Source organism: Romboutsia sp. D33t1_170424_H2, assembly GCF_015669105.1.
Lineage (GTDB): Bacteria > Bacillota > Clostridia > Peptostreptococcales > Peptostreptococcaceae > Romboutsia_C > Romboutsia_C hominis.
This window is the reverse complement of the sequence record NZ_JADOZQ010000001.1, coordinates 515,876-536,481: the sequence shown is the minus strand read 5'-3', so window position 1 is coordinate 536,481 and position 20,606 is coordinate 515,876. Positions and strand designations below refer to the sequence as shown.

The following is a 20,606-nucleotide window of genomic DNA, read 5'->3' as shown; positions in this document are numbered from 1 at the left end:
ATTATGGGGAAAAAAATTTATACATTAATAATTATTGCTGTAGCTATAGTAATTATAGCAATTCCTGTGTACTTCATATATTCTATATTTTTTATAAAATCTACTTCTAAAAACTTTGAAACAACAGGTATTATTACTGAAATGGAATTTGAAGAGGGTAAATGGGAAACAAAAGAAGTTACTAAAAAGGTTAAACAAGAAGATGGAACAACGAAAAAAGTAAAGGAAAAGAAAAAAATATACGATTATGAAGAATGGGACTTAGAAATTGAATATACTGATAGTGAAGGTAGGGAAAGAGTTTATAAAGAGGAGCCAATCGAAAAGTCTGATTTATATAAAAGCTTAGAAAAGAATAATTTAAAAGTTGGAGATAAGGTGAAGTTATTAATTGAAGAACGTTTTAGAGGGGATTCATTGGTAGGAACAGATATAATAGGTGTAATAGAAGATAAAAAATAAGGAGGAACGAATCGTTCCTCCTTATTTTTTAATATTTCATCATGTCTGGTATAACACCTCTTACTTCACCACAATTTACATCAATATTATATTCATCTGAATTATACTTTTCATATAGTAGCCTTTTACCTTCATCTACTAAATCAAATATAGCATATGCTAATTCATTTTCCAATGTATAATTATCCATTTCACAAAGTCTATGATAAATTAGTTAGATAAAATCCCACAGATTTTAGAACCTATTTATAATAAGTGTTAAGTTAAAAATATTTCTGATGAGGTAGCTCTTACTTATCTTTATATGTTATTTTATCTCAAAATATCATCTACTTCTCATATAATTTTTCGACTTTACTCCAATCAATTACATGCCATATATTTTCAACATACTCAGCTCTACGATTTTGATAGTTTAAATAATAAGCATGTTCCCAAACATCTATTGTAAGTATAGGTGTTAACCCTTGTTCAAGAGTTGTATCTTGATTAGATGTAGCTTTTACATATAAATTTTTATTTTCATCCATAAGTAAAGATGCATAACCTGAACCAAACTTAGATATAGCAAGTTTGTTTAACTCACTCTTTAAGTTCTCAACACTACCGAAAGTATCATTTATCTTATTTAGTAAATCTCCTTTTGGTATTTCGCAAGGGTTTGGAGATAAATTTGCAAAATATAAATTATGATTGTAAACTCCACCACCTTGATTTATTACAGACTGTCTAATTTCTTCTGGTAAACTAGATACATTTTTTAATATATCTTCTAATGTTTTTCCTTTAGTAAATTCTTCATAGCCTTTTAATATATTATTTAGATTATTAACATAAGTTTGAAGATGCTTTCCATAGTGAATTTCTAAAGTATCCTCGTCTATATACGGTTCTAAATCGTGAAATCCATAAGGTAATACTATTTTATCAAACATTTTAAACACCTCTTATTTTAATGCTCGTACTTATTAAAAAAACATAAGTATCTAATTCCTATTGATTTTTAGTAAATACTTCATTATTATATTTTTATTTTCTTATATTTATACCCAAGTAAAATATATTTAACAATATTTTAGTTTGTTTTCTAATTTTTAATCTTATTTATATATTATTTTTATTTACATATATTTTAACTTCACTTTCATTAATTTCATATCCAATCAACAACTTCTTAACTATCCCCATAATACTATTAGCATTTAGATTTATCTCTAAATATAAATCTACTTCACTTAAATAATACGGTGCTTTCATAGTACTACTTTCTCTTGCAAAGTAAAGTCTTTTCTTTCCTCTTATGTCCATAGCCACTTTTATAAACTTTTCCTTATCTCTATCTATTAAATACTCACACACTTTTATATAGATATCTTTCCAAAATGAAACAGTTATTTTATTACTCTCTATTTCTATACAGTTTGGAGATTTTCCTGTAAAATCAGAATCTAATCCTAAACACTCACTGTTTATATCTGTACTAGGAGAATTTTCACCCTCATCTTTTATACCTTCTGGTCTATCCACATCTAATATATCATTTAATTCTTTTTCTGATACTACTTTGTCTAGCCCATTATGTACCACTTGATTTATCTTTATGCTATGTAATACTACTCGTACAAAATCTTTGAAGTTTTTATTTATACTAAATAACTTGTTTATAGTTTCACCATCAAGTTTTTCTTTTCTTCTTGGTTGAATTAATATTTCACTATCTTCTACATTAATCAAATTTAATTTTATAATTCCTATATTAAATGCACTAGATAATCTCTTTATCTCTTGCATTAGTTCTATATCATCAGTATTTATATCAACACCTACCAAATACCCTTCATTTGCCCAACTAGAGTTAGATACAGCCTGGAAAAATTGTTCTCTTAATGTTTCTATAGTTATAGTTTTTTTTAATTCAAAAGAGTATATAGTAGCTCTATTTATAGAAAAGTTACCACAAAGTTCTAATACCTTTTCATCCCAATTTTCAACTGGTAAATTAAAACCAACTATATCTGGATGTAACCATTCACTTTTTCCTTTTCCTAATTTAGTTGATACTTCGTGAAATATAGTTTTTGTATATATGTTCATCTTTTTAGCAAGATACCTTACTAAAAATGGATGTAATTCTCTTTCATGTATATCATTTAAATCTATATGTATATTGCTCATTTACTTCTCCTTCTTTATTCTATCCTCAGCTTCCTTCATCTTAAGCTCAACAGTAAACAATAAAGCCCTTACAAGGTCATCATAAAACTCCCTCTTAAAATCATCAAAATATGTATAACTATCAAAGCTTATAACACCATTGTTCTTAACACCAAACCTCTTACAATACTCCTTATGGCACATAGAAATAAGCCTTCTGTTAACTCCTAAATCTCTATTTTCATAAAGCACCTTCTTTAACATTTCCTCTTTATCAAGATACTTAATATCCTTTTCCTTAAACATTCCATCTAGCTTTTTCATAGCCTTTTCATATACCTCATCACCAAATTTAATACCTTCTTCATAAGGAGGTGCTGCTTCTATTTCTAAATTAGCATCTTGTGCTACTTCCCAAAAGTCCATTTCAAGTTCATCTATAATACTTGTAAGTATTTTTAAATTAGGTTCTCTTTGCCCTTGTTCATATTTTGCTATTGCATGTTTGCTTATTCCAATCCTTTTAGCTAGTTCTTCTTGAGTTATATTTTTTCTTTTTCTAGCTTCTTTGAGTTTTTTTCCTAAATTATCCATTTTTATCACCCATTAAATAATAACCCATTTTGGGTTATTATTCAATATTATTGGGTTATTTATTAAATAAAAAAGAGGAACGTTTCGTTCCTCCTTATTAATAAATATTAACTATCTTATTCTAAACTCTTTAATTATAGTATAATTGTAAAATATATAAGAATAGAAAACTTACCAAATAAGATATATTTTGTAGAATATATAAACTAAAGAAATAACTGAACTTTAGCATTTATATATTTAAATCACTAAAGTACAGTTATTTTATAGTCTATTTTTAATTTTATCTACCTTTTACATACTAGTTTTATAAATACGTTCAATTAATTTTTTATAAATTAGTTATTAAACCATTCACTAGGCGATTGATTAAAATAATGAGGTAAAAATTCTATAACGTTGTAATCTTGTATACCAGAAAGTTTAAGTGGCTCATTAGATAGGTACTCATCTATTTTTTCAATAGATTCTGCCTTCATAACAAATAGTCCTCCACTCATATTTTCTTTAAGTCCAGCCATTAATATTAATCCTTCATCCATTGCCTTTTGAGAATAAGCCATGTGCTTTTTCATGATATTTTCATCAATTGGATTTTTATTTTTTAGTTTTCCTTCAACAATAAAATACTTCATTTTTATTATGCTCCTTTAACTATGTATGATAAATATATTTGACTAGCATTTCTATAATTAGACTTAACTTATTTAAAATGATAAATACCCTTAAAAATACATTTAAAAACTATTAACTAAACAAAATAAAACAACTCTTTCATAGTTTTTGTAATATACCTACTAAGATAGAGTTTGTAATTAAATTTAGTAAACTTCTACCACCCTTCTTTGCTATACTTATCTATTAATTCTCTGTACCTAGATTTGCTGAACGTATTACAACTATTAATTATCATTTTTTATATACTCGATTAAATCATCTAAGGAATTCATATATAAATCTAATGATGTTCCATTTTCTAAATTACTGCTTCCATCTGCATTTAAACCTTTCTCTGCTGTACTTCTAACAACTAGACCACTATTTGGTAGTTTAAATACTATAGGGTCAATACCTACGCCGTCCCCACCGCTATTTTCATTTCCTACAACTTTTGCCCAGCCACTATCTTTACAAAATATAGCCAATCCTTCAGCTGCTGAAAATACTCTTTTATCTACCAATAAATATATATTTCCATTATAACCTTCTTTATTTTTTATACCATCAAATATACTTTCATTAGAAAATTTTAATTTATATTCAGTGTAATATTTAAAATCTTCTATATTTCTCACTTTTTTTAACATATCCTTGTTAGGAAATTTATTTATATCCTTTAAATCATTTCCTCTTGCTTCATAATATTCTTTTGTTATTTTTCCATCTTTATGAAGTGCATATGTTGTGCTTTCATATGTATTGTTTACTATAGGACTTACTATATGGTCAATCCATAATTTACTATTACCACCTCCATTACCTCTTATATCTATAATATAGTCCTTATAATTATTAATCTCTTTATATAACTCATTTATTTTATTAATATCTTCATTAGTAAATTCACCAAAACTATTGATTTTAATATACGCTATCTCATCATCAATTATCTTTGTTTCTATATTACCCTTATAATTTTTAGAAATCTTTTCATTAATTTTTTTATTTAAACTTTGTAAATTATTATTTTCACCTATGTAGTTTTTCCATTTTTTATTTTTATCTATTAAATCTTTATCATTTAAAACATTACCTTGATAGCTTCCTTTATATAAATTTATATACCAATCTATGATATCTGGTGGTATTAGATTGGTATGACCATCTCCAAGTAAATTTATTAAAGTGTTCATTATGTTATAAAATTCTTCATTGCTATTACTGTTTTCTACTTCTTCTTTAAAAACATCATATAAATCTAAGTATTCTGTATTGTATTTATTATAAAATACATCGAAGTTGCCGTAATTTTCTTTCATTGTATTTATATAATAATCAAAATCCTGTACTTTTTCTTCTTTAGTTAATTCTTTTAATTTATCATTACTGCTACATCCAATTAATAGACATAATAAAAAAATTATTACAATTAATTTTATTATTTTCCTCATACAATCCCCCTAATTAACCTTAATACAAGTAAAAGAATGTTTTTATATATTTACTTTGAATTTATAAACTTTAGTACCTTCTTTTTATATTTATCATTATAATCCAACCAAATCTTAACATGCTCACTATCATTAACCGTTATTTTGACCATATACTTAGTAACATCGACATCATCATAACTTAATCTTATTTACGATATTTACCGTAAACAACAAGTAATTCATTCTTTAAATAAAGTATATATATTCTTAGATGAAAATTCATTTGTAATTTTTAATGGCTATAAACTTTGATTAAAATATAAACTTAAATAATAGGTATAACTAAAAAAGAGTATGTCTGTTGAAATTAATATATTTCAGCAAACATACTCTTTTTTAGTTGGTTTTAACGTATATAACAATATCTTATGTATTTTTTGCTTGTTATTACTATATACACTAAAACCATCTGATATCTATATGTTAATCTTTTTTAATACTTTTTATAAAAATTATTTTCCTTAATTTCTAGTTAACTGAATAAGTTACTAGCTCATTTTCTCTAACATTTTCTAAAGAGAATTCCATTGTATCTATATGATTAAAAACACGTAAATATAATTTACCTAAATTTTGATCATATGCACACATATAACTTGAAAAATCTGAGTCATCTTTCTCTTCAAAAAAGCGTTCGACTCCCTTTGGAACCCAAACAGAATTTAAAATACTAAATAATTGAGCAGGTGATTCTTCATCACTAACTTCTCCTATAAGATTTCTTAAATATACTGCACGTACAAATCTTGATGGTGAAGTATAATCTCCTGGTAATCCAAGTAGACCTGTACCATTTGAAATTGGCGTAATTACAGTTTTATTGTTTAAATGATTTTGTTGTCTATTAAATCCTTGTGCTTGAATATAATTTGCTAAATTAGTCATATGCCAATCAAATGTTGGATCATTAGCCATTACACCTACATTATTATCAAAAACTCTAAAACGTCCATTATTTGTTGGTTCTAATACAACTGAATTACCCATCTTGTCTGTAAAAGTATAATGAGCAGTGATAGGGTTTCCTTTACCTAACTCTCCTAATGCAGGAATATCATCACCAGTAACTGCAACTTTTGATATATTTTTCTTTATATCACTAACATTTTCAAAGTTGCTTAAAATCCAAGGAATTACTTCACCACTATTAATAGCTGTAAGTCCTTCATTTTCTATGTTGTCTTTTTTATCCCATGTACATGCATTTAAAAATAAAAGTCCTCCAGCAAGTCCTTTTTCATTTACTCCATCAAAAAATAAAGTAGAGCCTGATAGACTTATACCTAAAAAAGCATATTTTGTTTTCCATGGTTTACTTTGTGTATCTAAAGTAAAATTTTTAGGAACAATAGTTACTTTTGAACCAATATCAAATGGATTAAAAGAAGTATCTAAAGTTCTTCCCCAATAAAAGTTATTTTTGTTGCTTGAAATGTGAACATGCGTACACATTTAAATCATCTCCTGTCAATTTATTATAATCTTTTATTTAATATTTTTTATACCCAAGATTATCCATTCAAAACAGAAAAATTTCTATTATTAATTTTCCCTTTAAGTTGTCCTGTACTCTGTCTAGACATTAAATTTACTCTAGTTCAAGTACTCTTCCTTATAAAAAACTATCTATTTAAATTTTGCTTATATACGTAAGTATTTCTTTTATCATCTATTCCTTAATCAATTTTTATTATTAAAGGACCGTGTATACTTGTTGTAAAGTTTTATCATATATACCCTGTTTAATTCCACTTAAATGTGTCCTAATGTCATTAATTTTATACAAAATACGTAACTAATCTCTAAAGTGAAATTTAGTAAATAGTTATATTATAATTAAATTACAAAGCATTTATTTTTCCTATAAAGTTTAGGAATAAGACAATAAACATAGATAAATTTCCTAATAATGAAATTAATAATATTGAATATCTTATAGTGAATACTTTATAAGGACAATTTCTATAATTGAATGTAAGCTTTTTTCCAGAATAAGATATCATAGCAAAAAGTGTAAATATTACTAACAATCCTTGTGCACTTACACTAAATAATTTAAATAAAGAATCAAGATTATTGTTTGTCCAAAATGAGTAATTCAATAAGCTTAAAATAGCGGTAATTATTGCAATTAATTGTGATATTTTAATCAGATCCTTTCTAGAAATCTAGTTTTTTTAATTATTATAATATATCATAATAATTAAACTAAACTTAAACTAAGCTTAAATTATTATTAAATTTAATTTTAACTAATCTTAAAAAACATTTAAAGATATCTAGAAAAATACTCTTAGAATCTTAATTTATCATAATTGTATGGGATACTTGTTCCAACCAATACATCTTCAATTTTATCTATTATTAACCAGTCATCCATCTTACTTTGTTTTTCAAATTCTACAAGACACATACATTTTTTATGCCAACCTTGCGTCTGTTTATTAGTAAGATTCAACTTCTCTTGATTATCGGTAAGAACAGTATTTATTTCATCTTCCGATAGCTTTACATAATTAGCATTTTGTATATGTACACTAAAACAGGTGTTTTCATGATAAATTTTAAAAATAGCTCTGTTAGATAACTTCGTGATAGATAGTAAGTAAAAAGGCTAGAAACATTGAAAATACATCAATTTCTAGCCTTTTTATATTTAAAAATAATAATTCGTAATATATTAAAATTGTTCATAAATCCAAGTGATAGATTGGTATATTATTTATCTTCTTGTTCATTTAAAATCAATCCATATTTCTTCATTAACACTAAGTATATAAATGATAATAAAGATCCTGCTAACCCATATATAGCATCAACAATATCTTTCGTGTTTATAATGCTTAAAAATAATTCATATGCAAAATTTCCTAAAATCAAACTTATACCTAATACAATTACATACCGAAATTTAATATCAAATAAGACCATAATATAACCATAAGCCAAGTAAAAAAGCATACTTAAAGAAAAATTTGATATATGTGAAGTAATAGTGTTATTAATAAATACAATATCACTATTAAAACTATTAATCCACCTAATAATAGTTAAAATGAAACAAAAACAAACTAATGCAAAATAACATATATTAAATCCCTTTTTTATATTGTATTTAGATTTTGGTTTCATATTATTCTCCAATTCAAATTTATATTTACTTAATAATATAATAAAGTTCTAATTCCTGTAATATAACGTTTGCAAACTTTATTATATTATACTAAATATTCAATTATTTTCCAATTACCAAATAATTGAATATGTTCATTAAATCATATGTTTTTTGAATGAAAAATAGAGTAATAATATTATTACTCTATTTATATTTATTTAGTTATAATATAATTTTAATTTCATATGCAGTATAGGGAATGGATTACCCTGTTCATCGAACTTAGATTTTAAGAACTCTAGTAAAATATAACAAAAACAAGTTATTTATGAGTGTGTAAATGTTTGTCCCTTAATTAATATAAAAATTCCCTAGAATTGATTATACTGATTATTTTCTATAAGTTTTTACTATATATAAAAACTTCTTAGTGACTAGTTAAATTTTACGCTTAAAGAATATTAAATCTCCAAAATTTACTCCTACCGAGCTTCCAAAACTTATACTAAAAATACTACCTAAATTTATACTTGAACTTTTCAGAATAAACTCTAAAATAAATAATACTATAAATGAACATAAAAAATCTTTTAAAGCATTAATTAATCTTCTTTTTCTATCCATTGAATTTAAATATATGATTTTTATTATTAATGAAATTCCTCCTATGACTAAGCATGAAATAAAACTTATGACAAAAAAACTTATACTATACTGTACTATTTCTCCCTCTCCTATAATAAATCCATTAAAAATCAATACAAGTACGGAAAGTATAAATAGGTATATTAATGCCCTTGTCAACTTAAATAATTTATTGTATTTATCCATCGAACCCCCCATTAATTTGTATTACTTTAATAATATATCTTTGAAAAATAATTTACAATCCATATAATAATTCTAAATATATCTTAAATTTTACTTTAGGAATTAATTATCTACTTTACATAAAGTTAAAATTAACACATTATTTATTCAAATAAGAATAATTTCCATTAATTTGGAAAATATATTTTTAACCAAAGATCAAATGGAGGTACATATTTAAATGTTTAAGCATGATAAAAAGTTATTAAGAGAAGTAAAAGTAGAAAAACCAAACCCTCAATATGCAGTTTTAATGCAAGAACAATTAGGTGGAGGTAATGGAGAGCTTAAAGCAGCTATGCAATATATGGCACAAAGTTTTAGAATAAAAGATCCTGTTATAAAAGATTTATTTTTAGATATAGCTGCAGAAGAACTTAGTCATATGGAAATGGTAGCTCAAACTATAAACTTACTTAACGGACATGATGTAGATTATAAGGCTGTTGATTCAGGAGAGATAGAGACACATGTATTAACTGGATTATCACCTGTATTAATAAATTCATCAGGAGCACCATGGAGTGCAAATTATGTAACTGTAACAGGTGATTTAGTTGCAGATTTATTATCTAATATAGCATCAGAGCAAAGAGCAAAAGTTGTATATGAATACTTATATAGACAAATTGAAGATAAATACGTTAGAGAAACTATTGATTTCTTACTTAATAGAGAGGAAGCACATAATGCTTTATTTAGAGATGCATTAAATAAAGTTAAAGATACAGGCTCAAATAAAGACTTTGGGGTTACAGAAGATTCTAAGTTGTATTTTGACTTATCTACTCCTGGGCCTAACCATGATACTAAAATAAATATTACACCACCATCATTTGATAACCCTATAAATAATGATAGTATTCCAGTTGGAAAAAATTCTAAAAAGTAACATTAAGTATATCAATTTAAAATATACACTGTAATTAGGTATTTATAAAATAAAGTTAAAGCCCTTAGAACCCAAATAAATGGATTTCAAGGGCATTTTTCCTAGATATATTTACTTTAAATGTGTTTTAGATACTAATTGAAATTAAATTTATTTGTAAATTGTACCATATTTTTACATTTATTGTTTTTTAATTATAAGTCTATATTTTTTATTCATCATTATCATTATAATTATGATCTTTATCATCGTCTTTGTTATTATCTTTATATTTAAGATCTTTATCGTCATCATCTTCGTTATTATCATTATAATCACGATCTTTTTCATCATCTTTGTTATTGTCATTATAATCACGATCTTTATCATCGTCATCTTTGTTACTGTCATTATAATCACGATCTTTATCATCGTCATTATCTTTGTTGCTGTCATTATAATCACGATCACTATCGTCATTATCTTTATTGTCTTCATATCTATCTTCAAGTTCATCTTTTATTTCTTTATTTAAATAAACTGGAGTAGCTTTATTTTTTAGTAGATTTATAAGCTCATCAACAGACATATTTTCTATAGTATCTTCTAATAAATCTTCATTTATTATCTCATCTACTTTATATCTTCCAAGGCTTATCCCTTTTTCAATTGCCTTTTCTCTATCTTGTGATGAACCATACATATAAACTATTTCAACTCCACTAAAGTTTTTTCTTATTATATTTTGGATATTTTTTTCAAATACTTTATTGTTTGTATTTTCTAAAAATGCAAACCCTACTATCATTGAATCTTTATTCTTTATATCTTTATTACTTTGTACATAGGATCTAATAATCTTAGTTGCTTCATCAAGACTTTTCCCATTTAAATCTTTCATATTCATTTTCTTTCCATCTTTATTTAAACCTTTTGCATTAACTACTATTTTATTCTCATCAACTTCAATCCCTATACTTGGATTTATATCTAATGTCACTAATGCATATGGATTAGATATAGGTTCTTTGTCTTTACCTGAAAAGTTAAATATAATTATAAAGAAAATTGATGCAACTAATACCAATGGCTTTATCCATTTTTTATTTTTAAATTCTATAACTTTGCTTTCTTTAATTATATCTTCTTCAGTAAATATAATTGCATCCCCAATCAATAACCCCTTTTTAATTTTTATTTTTAATATATCCCCACTATTTATCATAACTATTGCATGGTCTTTGTTTAATTCCATAACGATACCTTTGTAATACATAAGCTTAGTCACCTCTATTTCCCTATCCATAACATTAGGTTTCTATATTTTTTAAAGAAAATTATTATAAGTGAAATTATAAACTTTTTACTTCTCTTTATCACTTTTTCTGTAACCATATATTTTAAAGAGATTTTTTTTATTGGAAGTCTCTTTTTTTCATACATAAAATCAGTAACCTCAAGGTATTTACTTGCTTTCTTTGATACATTAATAGCATTTTCCCTTGTATCACTATGCTTTGGTGCCTCTTTTATTAAATCTTCCATTGTTAATTTAAATAAATTAAGTTCTTCTTTAAATTGTTGTATTTCATTTATAAGTTCTGTTTTATCTTCAATTGGATTATATAAGATATTATTTATGTCTATCCCTATCTCCTTATATAAATCTATTGATACAACATCAACCTTTTTTTTCTCTTTTACTAAATAATTTTTTACTCTGCTTTCAATTACTATCTTTGCAAATGATAAAAATGGACCTTTTTCTTGATTATATTTATCTAATGCTTCAACAAAAGCCATAAGGCCTATGCTAAATTCATCGTCATTTTCAATTGAAACATATTTACCTGTAACTTTTGAAATTGTATTTATTATAAATCCGATATTTTCTTCAACGATCTCATTTATATCACCCTTTAGAAATACCTCTTTTGACATAATTATTATTCCCATCCTGATTCTTGAAATATATTTGCTAGTTTTATATAATAAATAACTTTCTATTTAATTAACTACATATACTTTTCTTATTGATAAAATTAATATTAGTAATGTTCAATTACATTACTAATAGAAGTTTCTTAATTTAAATTATTAATTTATATATCATCCAATAAGTAAAAGCAGATATTTTAGTAAACTATCTGCTTTTGTACTTTATATAACTTCTGTACTTGGTGCTAATACATTTACACTATCTATTTTTTCAAACTTTAGTAAGTCATCTATCAATAAATTATCTTGATTATTTGATACCTTTATCTCGTAAACTATTTCAAAGGAATCACTTAATATATTTTTAGCTTTTATATTATTTTTAATTTTATATTTATCAAGTATCTCTTGAATTATATTTAAATTAACTTCTTTACCTCTTACAACTAGCAATAATTTATTTCCACACTTACTTTCTTTTCCCGTAATAATCATAAATAAAGCTATTAAACAAGAGCTTATTAGACATAAAAAAAGATTTTGTGTGGCTGATGCAAGACCTACTGACATACTCCAAAAAATAAATCCTATATCTCTATAATCTTTTATATTTGTTCTAAATCTTACTATTGATAATGACCCTAGCATTCCTAGAGATATGGCTAAATTACTTTGAATTAAATCCATAAGAACAGTACTTATAAAAGCTATCATAACAAGTGTTATATTAAATTTCTTATTATAATTTAGCGTATCATATGAAAGCTTATATGTATAATAAATTATTGCAGAAAAAACAATAGTCATGATAATACTTTGTATAATAAATTTTGGTGTTTGTGCATTTTGAATTATTGAGTTTATATCTATATTTCCTTTTAAAATTTGATTCATAATATCATCTCCTGTCTAATAATAATATCTATTTAATAATTGTCTTGATGTTCCATACTTGCTTGGAGGCTTCCCAATAAAATTACATTTTGATAAAATTTCTTGTATCTGATAAAACAAGAATCTATCATATTTAACTTCAAGAATAGTTTGATCCTTAGGCATAGCTTGTTTGAAGTTTATATCTTCATCAAATAAATTATAATTAAAGTTTGTATACCTTAAATTGTTATCAAGAGTTATTCTTGTATTAAAGCTTTCATGTGTGAATGCTCTCCTATCATACTCAACCATAGAAACTGGTCTATAATTATGAGTTTTCATTAGATTAAATGCATAATGTGAAAGAGGATTATTATTATATTTTAATAGTACAGAATAATCTCCATTTATTAACTTTATTGCATCTTCTTTAGAAATTGTTATACTTTCTTTTAATTCTCTGTCTAAATGTTTTCGCTTAATTTCAAATTTAGCAAAAGTATCCGTAGTGTTGTATATTCTTAGTCTTACACGCTTTCTTTTTTCAGTTTTTACTAACTTTTGTGTAAAATCTTCATTATCAATACTATCAAAATATACACTTCTTGTTTTATAGCCATTATAATCACCATATTTATCTGGAGTTAATACTTTACTTAAATAATTTAACAAGTAAATTCTATCTATAAGAGAAACTAAAAACTTTACTTCTTTTCTTGATACAGATAACATGTCAATATTACTCATATTTTCACCTCCTAAATTATCTTTCGATATATAATACAATTTTTTTTAAATATTTAGGGACTTTTTTCTAATATTAAAGAAATTTTTAAATAAAAATATAATTAATTTAGAATATACTGATACTATGAATGCTCATTTAAGATTTATCAAATAAATATATTTATAGATTTTACATAAAGTTAAAGCCCTTAGAATCTATTTATTTAGATTTTAAGGGCTTTTTTACTATATTTCTTTAGGATGTATTTTTTAAGAATAATCAAAAATGTATCTCTTTTGTTACCACATAAATGAATCTATAGTTTAAAATTAGCATAAATTACATTTTTAAAATATATACGAAATGAGGGGTATCTATTATGGATATGTATTTTTTTGATCCAACTTTTGACTTATTTACGGTCATGTTTTTTATAATCTTTTTTCTTATTTTAGGTACAATTATAATTAATATAATTAGAGGTGTTAATCAATGGTCTTACAATAATAAACAACCTATATTAGATGTAAAAAGTAAAGTTGTTTCTAAAAGAAGTGAAGTTATAAGACACGCTGGACATGTTGACTCAAATGGAGTACATCATAACGGAGGTTCATCTACAAACTATTATATTACATTTGAGTTTGAAAGTACTGATAGAATGGAGTTTAGTGTTTCAGGAAAAGAATTTGGTATGATTGTTGAGGGAGATGTAGGGACTTTGAAATTTCAAGGGAGTAGATATCTAGAGTTTAAAAGAGATATTTAATCTCCAGAATATGTTTATTTATAAATTTTTATACAGGTTTTATTGAATAATTATCCTATAATTAAAACATCTACGACTAATAAAACAGATATAGGGGAATTATTATTTGAGAAATATCTAAAAGATAGTTATGAGAATTATATAAATGGCGAATATGAAACTATAAACATACTTAATGGCTATAATATAATTAGTTCTGAATTAACAAATATTTGATGTAAATAAAGAATTAGGTTATGAAGGAAAAGAAATACATGAAAGTGTTGATAAAAACTTAAATAAAATGCTTAATAGACTTAATTATTTAAAAGAAGTGTATTCTAAGCCTCTAAAATAAAATATCTAATTATAAGTTAGATAATATATATAGCTTTAACTCTTGAAATTTTAGTAGTAAGCTTTTGTTCACTTACTTTATTTATAAAAACTCTAAAGATATATATAATAATTCTTCATACATAAAGTTTATAACAAGTTTCTAAATTAAAATTCTCAAAATAGTAAAAAAAGAGTGTATCTATTGAAATTGCTACATTTTAGTAAATACGCTCTTTTTTCTTTTCTATGAAATTTTATTTATTAATTATTATACTAATTTTGATTTATTTTTATCTATATTATTTGCATTTATTATATATTTTCTTTAATTATCTAATCTTTAAAATTTAATCCTCTTACTATTCAGGTACTATAGTAACTGTACATTTAGATTTTTTTACCACATATAAAGTTACAGAACCTATAGAATCAATAAAGTTCTTTTTAGTAGATTTGGTCATTATTATTTCATCAAATTTACCATCTATTGATTTTGATATAATTTCTTTGCCTGGATCTCCCAATATCCAATATTTTTCTACTTTATATCCTTGCAATTTATTCTTAAACTTTTCTAACATAATACCTGCTTCTTTTTGAGATTTTTCTATCTTCATGTCTATAATCATTGGATTTGTAATATTAGTTAAGCTAATATCACTAACAGTTATCAATACTATTTCAACTTCATCTTTAGAAAAATTATTTGATACAAAATCTAAAGATTTTTGGCTTCTTTCTGTTCCATCAATAGGAATTAATATTTTTTTCATTTCTCAACACATCCTTTTTAAGAAATATTAACTGTATAATTAATATATTATCAGAAAATATTGTAGAAAAATAGTCTTTTTTGGAAAACATTTCCCAAATTATTATAAAAATTTAAAAATTAAAAGGAATGGTTATTATGCCAATGATTGAACTTATTGATTCTATTATAACTTCTAGAATAGGAGGATTTAGTTCATTGTTTTATAAGTATTTTATAAATAATAAAATTTAAGAATGCAAATTTAAACTATTACTTAAATTTGTATTTAGGTAATAGTTAAAAAAAATCTAATATCTTCAATCCTTGTAAAGCCTATCAAAATAAAGAAAAGTCAAACTTAATTTTATTAATTCATCTCTAAATGTATTTAAACCATTTTTAACTATATAATAGTATGTATACTAAATGGCTTTATACCTGTACAGTGGTAAGTATAAAAATCCATATTTTTATTTGATAGTTTCTCGCTCATTAACTCAATAAATTCAAATCTCTCACTTTTCATTGATACAGTATTGAACAAGTGAAATCCAGCAATAGTCATATCTAAATTGTTACCAATTATCTTCTCTGCTGTTTCTATAATATTAGTTATACCACGATGAGAACAACCTGCAATAAGTGTATATTTATTGTTTTCTTTTAAAATAAGATTTTGCTCATGATTAAAATTATCTTGAACATATCTATCTTCTTCTTTTTTTAGTAGTGATTTATTTGAATTTGGAATTAAATTATTTCCTTTAACATTTGAAAATAAATATATACTATCATCTAATTTATAATTACCATCAATTAAAACAATTCTATGATTATTCTTAATTTTAGCATCTAGCCCTACATAATATTTTGCAAACTTCATTATTGAAGTATAGTCCGTGAGAAATAATAACTATATCAACATCAGAAATATCAATGTTTAGCTTTCTAGCGTTTTTTATAAATGTATCATCTGGACCTACATCAAACAAAATACTATGTTCTCTAGTTTTAATATGTAAGCACAATCCATGTTTTTTCTTATATTCTTTTGATATTGTAGTATTCTCAACTAAAGTTGTTATTATCAAATATAATCCCCCAATCTTTTCCCCAATAAATTAGTATCTAAATTATTTAACATATAACCATCTCATTTATTGATATTATACAATACAAAAGTTATCTTTTTAATATATAATAGCTTAGTTAGGGAAAATATACCAATTGTACAAGAAAAATTCTCCTAAAACAGATAATATAATATATATGATAGCCTCATTTTTAAATATGGACATAGTGGTTTTATATGTATCCACAGTATCTTCACTTTTAGATATAAAAGCAATTTCTTTATTTATGCTATTAAATAAATTGCTTACAAGTACCCATATAAAATACCCCAAAACAGCACCTAAAGAATTCATTACTAAATCATCAATATCTGTAGCTCTATGGTTGAATAGTTGACAAATCTCAATTGCTAATGAAAAGCCTACTCCAGTTAGAAATACTCTAATAGGATTTCTAAATCTCTCCCAAATCAAAGGAAGTAAAAATCCTAAAGGCATAAACATAATAATATTTAAAATATAAGTCAAAATACCATTTGAGTTAAATAAAATTAAATTTATTTCTTCTAATCTAATAATTCCACTATATTGACCTATATCCCATACACTACCAATCCCTGCTACACTAATTGCTAAATAAATATAAATTAAGAAAATATATACCCATATTAAATGTGGTACTAGATATGTTTTTTCTTTTAAATCTCCCTGTTTTATAGCAAATATTTGGTATATTACACAAGGTAATATTACACAAATAAATGGATAAAGACTCGACATAATTATAAGTTATCTCCTTTCAAAATTTGATTTGTTTATTAATATAAATACTAGCATAATAGTAATTTTTAAATATTAAGAAAATATTAAGAAGCTCTTAATATTTATTAAGGTGTATTTTTTTAATTTAAGTCATATATAAAGTCAGTGTGATATATGTGTAATATAGAGATATAAATATATCACATTAACAGGGGGTATTTTTAACTTATAAATTTGATACAGGAAACTAAAATTATGGCAAAATTTATTAGTAACTTAAAAAAGTATCGTCAATTTAATGAATTAACCCAAGAAGAATTAGCTAATAAAGTTAATGTTAGAAGAGAAACTATAGCTCGCTTAGAAAATGCAAAGTACAATCCTTCACTTGAATTAGCTGTTAGAATTTCAAAGGAGTTAAATACTCCCCTTGAAAAACTATTTATCTTTGAATTTTAAATAGTATTGAAAAATATTGTAATTAACCAATTAATAACTTAAAATATAAACTTGTTATACTAAATAATATATAAAATTATAAACAATAAAAAGACTAGAAAAAACTGGTCTTTTTTTATTTTGCTCTATTTTAAATAATTGTTGATAATTAATTACTTTTTTTAAATTAAGTTGTAATATAGATATATAAAGTTTTAAAAAGATATTTAATAAAGACCAAGTATGTATTTAAATTAAATAGAAATTTCGGAGGAAAAGAAATATGAAGATAAGGGAATATAAATCAAGTGATTGTGATAAAATAGCAGATTTGTTTTATAATACTGTTCATTTCATTAATGCAAAAGACTATACACAAGAACAATTAAATGTATGGGCTACAGGAAATATTGATATTTATAAATGGGATAAATCTTTTTTAAATAACTATACATTGGTTGCAGAAGAAAATAATATGATAATTGGCTTTGGTGATATTAATAATGAAGGATATCTAGATAGATTATATGTACATAAGGATTATCAAAACATTGGTATTGCTACTGCTCTTTGCGATAAATTAGAAAAGCGATACCATGTAGAATACATTATAACTCATTCATCCATAACTGCAAAACCATTTTTTGAAAAGCGTAGATATAAAGTAATAAAAAAACAATTTGTTGAGAGAAATGGTATAAGGCTAACGAATTATATAATGAAAAAATATATAAATTCCAGTTTATCTGCATATTAAATGAATAATCTTAAATTTATAAGCATTTTACTCCTACTATAAATTTTATCTCTAGTATATAACACATCCTAATAAAAAAAGAGGAACGATTCGTTCCTCTTTTTTTATTAGTTATTTATAACGTACCCATCATCTGGAACAAATTTTATTGTAACTCCCTTTAGCTCTATATTAGTGCCATCCTTTAATACTACATTTTGTTCTTCTCTTTGATAAAAATCATCATTTCCACTTACGCCCATTATTAGATTTACTCTAAAGTCAGATGACATTACATTTCCTCCACCTTTTACAGCATATAAATCATATACACCTTCTGGTATATCCTTACCTACTAAATAAGTTCCATTTCCTAAAGTTATACTTCTTGCATCTAATTCAGCTTGTTTTTTTGCTTCTTCTTCTTTTTTCTTCTCTTTGGCTATTCTTTCTTGCTCTTTTTTATTTTCTTCTTCTTTTTTATGAGTTTCTATTTTCATAGCCTCTTTTTCTGCATCTTTCATTTCGAAAAATGGCTTTGCTTCATCTACTTTTGCTTGTAATTCATTTACTGTGTTCTTTGAGCTTTCTAGTTCATTACTTACTTTATCATACTTTGATTTTAATTCGTCATAGTCAGCTTTTGATACCATACCAGATGCTCCCATACCTATTCCTAGGAAAATTGCTACTACAAATGTAACTATATAGCTTATTACTTTCTTTGCACCCATTTCCCTAATTTTAGTTAAAAACTTATTCATATAATTGCTCTCCTTAATACAAAATTTATTATTCCTATTTAAAAATTTTTATACTGCATCACTTATTAATCTACCTATAGCCATTACATCTATGCCTTTGCCTAGTTCAAACTCATATTGAACACTACCTATTACTAACTTAACTTCACTATCTAAATCAAAACTTCCAGAACTCTCTATTGCATAGCTGTTTATTTTGTTGTAATGGAAAAACCTAAATTCTTTTTTCTTTCCTGTTAATCCTTGGATATTAAGCATTATTACTCTTTTGTCTGTAAATACAAGTTCATCTCTTATTCCTTTAAATGAGTATATTATTTCTTCATTAGTTCCTAAGAAGTGATTGAATCCTTCATGTTCTTTTCCCATATTTTCATATCCGAAAAATCCTAATTTTACTATGTTCATACTTTATCTCCTTTTCTTTATTGAATACCAGATATTGTTATTTTGATTTTCACCATATTAATTATACATATCTACCTTGTCGAAATTTGCCATTTTTAGTCGTCTTATTAATTTTTTTATATTTTTTTGGTAGAATTTACAGTTAAATATATTAATATATTAATTTTTTCATTTAATATATTGTAAAATAAGACCTTTTAAAAATGTTTAGTTAAATAAAAAAAGTGACTAGAAATTATTCTAAATCACTTTTTATTTATGTTATTAAGTTATAAAAATATATAAATAATTTAATTACGATTCACAATTATTTATATACACCCTTTTAAAGACTCAATATTCTCGTTAAGAGTATTTAAATATTTTATTCTTGCTTCATATTGTTTAATTGTTAATGACCCTAACTGTGTTTGACTGTACATAATAGATGAGTTTTGAACCTCATAAAAATTATCAAATTTTATATCTAAATTATTTTCTTTACAATAATCATTAAGGATACTTACATATTCTTCAACTTTATTAAAGTGTTTCTCATGAAGTTTAACAAAAGGTGTCATTAGCATAAACATAATTGCGTTAGTTGTATACATAAATACACTTAGATTAGACTTTGATTTTTTTATATGATTTTGAATAATATTACAATCATTTTTAATATTTGACATATAAATCTCCCCTTTTATTTATAATTATATAATAGATTAGGTTAGATATAATAGTTACGATTTATATCAAATATATACACATATATTAATTTTTAAAATTAATTAAACAAGAATATTATTTCTTTTTCCATAATACTTTATATACCTTTCATATAT

General features: G+C 24.3%; 25 protein-coding genes. 5 read left to right on the top strand and 20 right to left on the bottom strand.

Translation table 11 applies throughout. The features are described from left to right. The first annotated feature begins 3 nt into the window (after nt 1–3). Nucleotides 4–462 carry a hypothetical protein gene (locus I4U66_RS02800; protein ID WP_195928430.1) on the top strand — a complete coding sequence of 153 codons (459 nt, stop codon included), beginning with the start codon at nt 4–6 and terminating at the stop codon, nt 460–462. Between the two features lie 28 nt (nt 463–490). On the opposite strand, the gene I4U66_RS02795 is transcribed toward I4U66_RS02800, so the two are convergent. The 9 genes from I4U66_RS02795 to I4U66_RS02755 all read right to left on the bottom strand — a co-directional run bounded on the left by I4U66_RS02795 (nt 491) and on the right by I4U66_RS02755 (nt 8,243). Continuing rightward, nucleotides 491–637, bottom strand: coding sequence for a hypothetical protein (locus I4U66_RS02795; RefSeq protein ID WP_207743601.1), 147 nt, complete (start codon nt 635–637; stop codon nt 491–493). 154 nt (nt 638–791) lie between these two features. Continuing rightward, complete coding sequence (locus I4U66_RS02790; protein ID WP_092926355.1) at nt 792–1,397, bottom strand: superoxide dismutase; 606 nt, start codon at nt 1,395–1,397, stop codon at nt 792–794. Between the two features lie 169 nt (nt 1,398–1,566). Further along, the gene (locus tag I4U66_RS02785) at nt 1,567–2,637 is read right to left on the bottom strand and encodes a hypothetical protein (RefSeq protein WP_195928428.1); all 1,071 of its coding nucleotides are present in this window, start codon (nt 2,635–2,637) and stop codon (nt 1,567–1,569) included. Beyond that, nucleotides 2,638–3,210, bottom strand: coding sequence for a helix-turn-helix domain-containing protein (locus I4U66_RS02780; protein WP_195928427.1), 573 nt, complete (start codon nt 3,208–3,210; stop codon nt 2,638–2,640). Nucleotides 3,211–3,548: 338 nt separating this feature from the next. Next, entirely contained in the window at nt 3,549–3,845 is a 297-nt protein-coding gene (locus I4U66_RS02775) for a YciI family protein (protein WP_195581013.1), read from the bottom strand. Between the two features lie 267 nt (nt 3,846–4,112). Then, entirely contained in the window at nt 4,113–5,321 is a 1,209-nt protein-coding gene (locus tag I4U66_RS02770; protein WP_195928426.1) for a S41 family peptidase, read from the bottom strand. 510 nt (nt 5,322–5,831) lie between these two features. Next, the gene (locus I4U66_RS02765; protein WP_195237054.1) at nt 5,832–6,815 is read right to left on the bottom strand and encodes a linear amide C-N hydrolase; all 984 of its coding nucleotides are present in this window, start codon (nt 6,813–6,815) and stop codon (nt 5,832–5,834) included. An 841-nt stretch (nt 6,816–7,656) separates the two neighbouring features. Then, complete coding sequence (locus tag I4U66_RS02760; RefSeq protein ID WP_330615388.1) at nt 7,657–7,821, bottom strand: hypothetical protein; 165 nt, start codon at nt 7,819–7,821, stop codon at nt 7,657–7,659. Nucleotides 7,822–8,081: 260 nt separating this feature from the next. After that, complete coding sequence (locus tag I4U66_RS02755; protein ID WP_243278772.1) at nt 8,082–8,243, bottom strand: hypothetical protein; 162 nt, start codon at nt 8,241–8,243, stop codon at nt 8,082–8,084. Between the two features lie 1,286 nt (nt 8,244–9,529). On the opposite strand from I4U66_RS02755, the gene I4U66_RS02745 reads away from it, so the two are divergent. Beyond that, complete coding sequence (locus I4U66_RS02745) at nt 9,530–10,240, top strand: manganese catalase family protein (protein ID WP_195928424.1); 711 nt, start codon at nt 9,530–9,532, stop codon at nt 10,238–10,240. Between the two features lie 211 nt (nt 10,241–10,451). Here I4U66_RS02745 and I4U66_RS02740 read toward each other — a convergent pair whose 3' ends face one another. The 4 genes from I4U66_RS02740 to I4U66_RS02725 all read right to left on the bottom strand — a co-directional run bounded on the left by I4U66_RS02740 (nt 10,452) and on the right by I4U66_RS02725 (nt 13,780). Further along, nucleotides 10,452–11,495: an anti-sigma factor domain-containing protein gene (locus I4U66_RS02740; protein WP_207743600.1), complete on the bottom strand. Its 1,044-nt coding sequence runs from the start codon at nt 11,493–11,495 to the stop codon at nt 10,452–10,454. Nucleotides 11,496–11,509: 14 nt separating this feature from the next. Next, a complete protein-coding gene (locus I4U66_RS02735; protein ID WP_195928422.1) occupies nt 11,510–12,160 on the bottom strand; it encodes a sigma factor in 651 nt (216 codons plus the stop codon). Nucleotides 12,161–12,379: 219 nt separating this feature from the next. Next, complete coding sequence (locus I4U66_RS02730; protein WP_195928421.1) at nt 12,380–13,051, bottom strand: DUF4956 domain-containing protein; 672 nt, start codon at nt 13,049–13,051, stop codon at nt 12,380–12,382. Nucleotides 13,052–13,066: 15 nt separating this feature from the next. Next, the gene (locus tag I4U66_RS02725; protein WP_240275970.1) at nt 13,067–13,780 is read right to left on the bottom strand and encodes a polyphosphate polymerase domain-containing protein; all 714 of its coding nucleotides are present in this window, start codon (nt 13,778–13,780) and stop codon (nt 13,067–13,069) included. Between the two features lie 359 nt (nt 13,781–14,139). Here I4U66_RS02725 and I4U66_RS02720 point away from each other — a divergent pair, with 359 nt between their 5' ends. Further along, the gene (locus I4U66_RS02720; protein ID WP_243278771.1) at nt 14,140–14,529 is read left to right on the top strand and encodes a DUF2500 domain-containing protein; all 390 of its coding nucleotides are present in this window, start codon (nt 14,140–14,142) and stop codon (nt 14,527–14,529) included. Between the two features lie 677 nt (nt 14,530–15,206). On the opposite strand, the gene I4U66_RS02715 is transcribed toward I4U66_RS02720, so the two are convergent. The 4 genes from I4U66_RS02715 to I4U66_RS02700 all read right to left on the bottom strand — a co-directional run bounded on the left by I4U66_RS02715 (nt 15,207) and on the right by I4U66_RS02700 (nt 17,454). Next, a complete protein-coding gene (locus tag I4U66_RS02715) occupies nt 15,207–15,620 on the bottom strand; it encodes a universal stress protein (protein ID WP_195237047.1) in 414 nt (137 codons plus the stop codon). A 384-nt stretch (nt 15,621–16,004) separates the two neighbouring features. Then, nucleotides 16,005–16,484, bottom strand: a complete 480-nt coding sequence (locus I4U66_RS02710) for a hypothetical protein (protein WP_195928420.1) — start codon at nt 16,482–16,484, stop codon at nt 16,005–16,007. Continuing rightward, complete coding sequence (locus I4U66_RS02705) at nt 16,447–16,692, bottom strand: hypothetical protein (protein WP_195581004.1); 246 nt, start codon at nt 16,690–16,692, stop codon at nt 16,447–16,449. The genes I4U66_RS02710 and I4U66_RS02705 overlap by 38 nt, the downstream gene beginning before the upstream one ends. Nucleotides 16,693–16,806: 114 nt before the next feature. Continuing rightward, nucleotides 16,807–17,454, bottom strand: a complete 648-nt coding sequence (locus tag I4U66_RS02700; RefSeq protein ID WP_207743599.1) for a VanZ family protein — start codon at nt 17,452–17,454, stop codon at nt 16,807–16,809. 237 nt (nt 17,455–17,691) lie between these two features. Here I4U66_RS02700 and I4U66_RS02695 point away from each other — a divergent pair, with 237 nt between their 5' ends. Further along, nucleotides 17,692–17,895, top strand: coding sequence for a helix-turn-helix transcriptional regulator (locus tag I4U66_RS02695; RefSeq protein ID WP_092926387.1), 204 nt, complete (start codon nt 17,692–17,694; stop codon nt 17,893–17,895). 262 nt (nt 17,896–18,157) lie between these two features. Beyond that, the gene (locus tag I4U66_RS02690; protein WP_166505189.1) at nt 18,158–18,631 is read left to right on the top strand and encodes a GNAT family N-acetyltransferase; all 474 of its coding nucleotides are present in this window, start codon (nt 18,158–18,160) and stop codon (nt 18,629–18,631) included. 107 nt (nt 18,632–18,738) lie between these two features. Here the strand turns inward: I4U66_RS02690 and I4U66_RS02685 are convergent, their stop codons facing one another. The 3 genes from I4U66_RS02685 to I4U66_RS02675 form a co-directional block, all read right to left on the bottom strand. Continuing rightward, entirely contained in the window at nt 18,739–19,374 is a 636-nt protein-coding gene (locus I4U66_RS02685; protein ID WP_092926391.1) for a hypothetical protein, read from the bottom strand. A gap of 48 nt (nt 19,375–19,422) precedes the next feature. Continuing rightward, a complete protein-coding gene (locus tag I4U66_RS02680) occupies nt 19,423–19,782 on the bottom strand; it encodes a PH domain-containing protein (protein WP_092926393.1) in 360 nt (119 codons plus the stop codon). 311 nt (nt 19,783–20,093) lie between these two features. Next, the gene (locus I4U66_RS02675; protein ID WP_092926395.1) at nt 20,094–20,450 is read right to left on the bottom strand and encodes a hypothetical protein; all 357 of its coding nucleotides are present in this window, start codon (nt 20,448–20,450) and stop codon (nt 20,094–20,096) included. Nucleotides 20,451–20,606: the final 156 nt, after the last annotated feature.

Coding starts and splice junctions, on each gene's coding strand:
- I4U66_RS02745 (WP_195928424.1), top strand. CDS start 9,530: ATGTTTAAGCATGATAAAAAGTTATTAAGAGAAGTAAAAGTAGAAAAA.
- I4U66_RS02720 (WP_243278771.1), top strand. CDS start 14,140: ATGGATATGTATTTTTTTGATCCAACTTTTGACTTATTTACGGTCATG.
- I4U66_RS02775 (WP_195581013.1), bottom strand. CDS start 3,845: ATGAAGTATTTTATTGTTGAAGGAAAACTAAAAAATAAAAATCCAATT.
- I4U66_RS02740 (WP_207743600.1), bottom strand. CDS start 11,495: ATGTATTACAAAGGTATCGTTATGGAATTAAACAAAGACCATGCAATA.
- I4U66_RS02710 (WP_195928420.1), bottom strand. CDS start 16,484: ATGAAGTTTGCAAAATATTATGTAGGGCTAGATGCTAAAATTAAGAAT.
- I4U66_RS02700 (WP_207743599.1), bottom strand. CDS start 17,454: ATGTCGAGTCTTTATCCATTTATTTGTGTAATATTACCTTGTGTAATA.
- I4U66_RS02770 (WP_195928426.1), bottom strand. CDS start 5,321: ATGAGGAAAATAATAAAATTAATTGTAATAATTTTTTTATTATGTCTA.
- I4U66_RS02790 (WP_092926355.1), bottom strand. CDS start 1,397: ATGTTTGATAAAATAGTATTACCTTATGGATTTCACGATTTAGAACCG.
- I4U66_RS02695 (WP_092926387.1), top strand. CDS start 17,692: ATGGCAAAATTTATTAGTAACTTAAAAAAGTATCGTCAATTTAATGAA.
- I4U66_RS02800 (WP_195928430.1), top strand. CDS start 4: ATGGGGAAAAAAATTTATACATTAATAATTATTGCTGTAGCTATAGTA.
- I4U66_RS02680 (WP_092926393.1), bottom strand. CDS start 19,782: ATGAACATAGTAAAATTAGGATTTTTCGGATATGAAAATATGGGAAAA.
- I4U66_RS02735 (WP_195928422.1), bottom strand. CDS start 12,160: ATGTCAAAAGAGGTATTTCTAAAGGGTGATATAAATGAGATCGTTGAA.
- I4U66_RS02685 (WP_092926391.1), bottom strand. CDS start 19,374: ATGAATAAGTTTTTAACTAAAATTAGGGAAATGGGTGCAAAGAAAGTA.
- I4U66_RS02725 (WP_240275970.1), bottom strand. CDS start 13,780: ATGAGTAATATTGACATGTTATCTGTATCAAGAAAAGAAGTAAAGTTT.
- I4U66_RS02780 (WP_195928427.1), bottom strand. CDS start 3,210: ATGGATAATTTAGGAAAAAAACTCAAAGAAGCTAGAAAAAGAAAAAAT.
- I4U66_RS02765 (WP_195237054.1), bottom strand. CDS start 6,815: ATGTGTACGCATGTTCACATTTCAAGCAACAAAAATAACTTTTATTGG.
- I4U66_RS02675 (WP_092926395.1), bottom strand. CDS start 20,450: ATGTCAAATATTAAAAATGATTGTAATATTATTCAAAATCATATAAAA.
- I4U66_RS02785 (WP_195928428.1), bottom strand. CDS start 2,637: ATGAGCAATATACATATAGATTTAAATGATATACATGAAAGAGAATTA.
- I4U66_RS02715 (WP_195237047.1), bottom strand. CDS start 15,620: ATGAAAAAAATATTAATTCCTATTGATGGAACAGAAAGAAGCCAAAAA.
- I4U66_RS02690 (WP_166505189.1), top strand. CDS start 18,158: ATGAAGATAAGGGAATATAAATCAAGTGATTGTGATAAAATAGCAGAT.
- I4U66_RS02730 (WP_195928421.1), bottom strand. CDS start 13,051: ATGAATCAAATTTTAAAAGGAAATATAGATATAAACTCAATAATTCAA.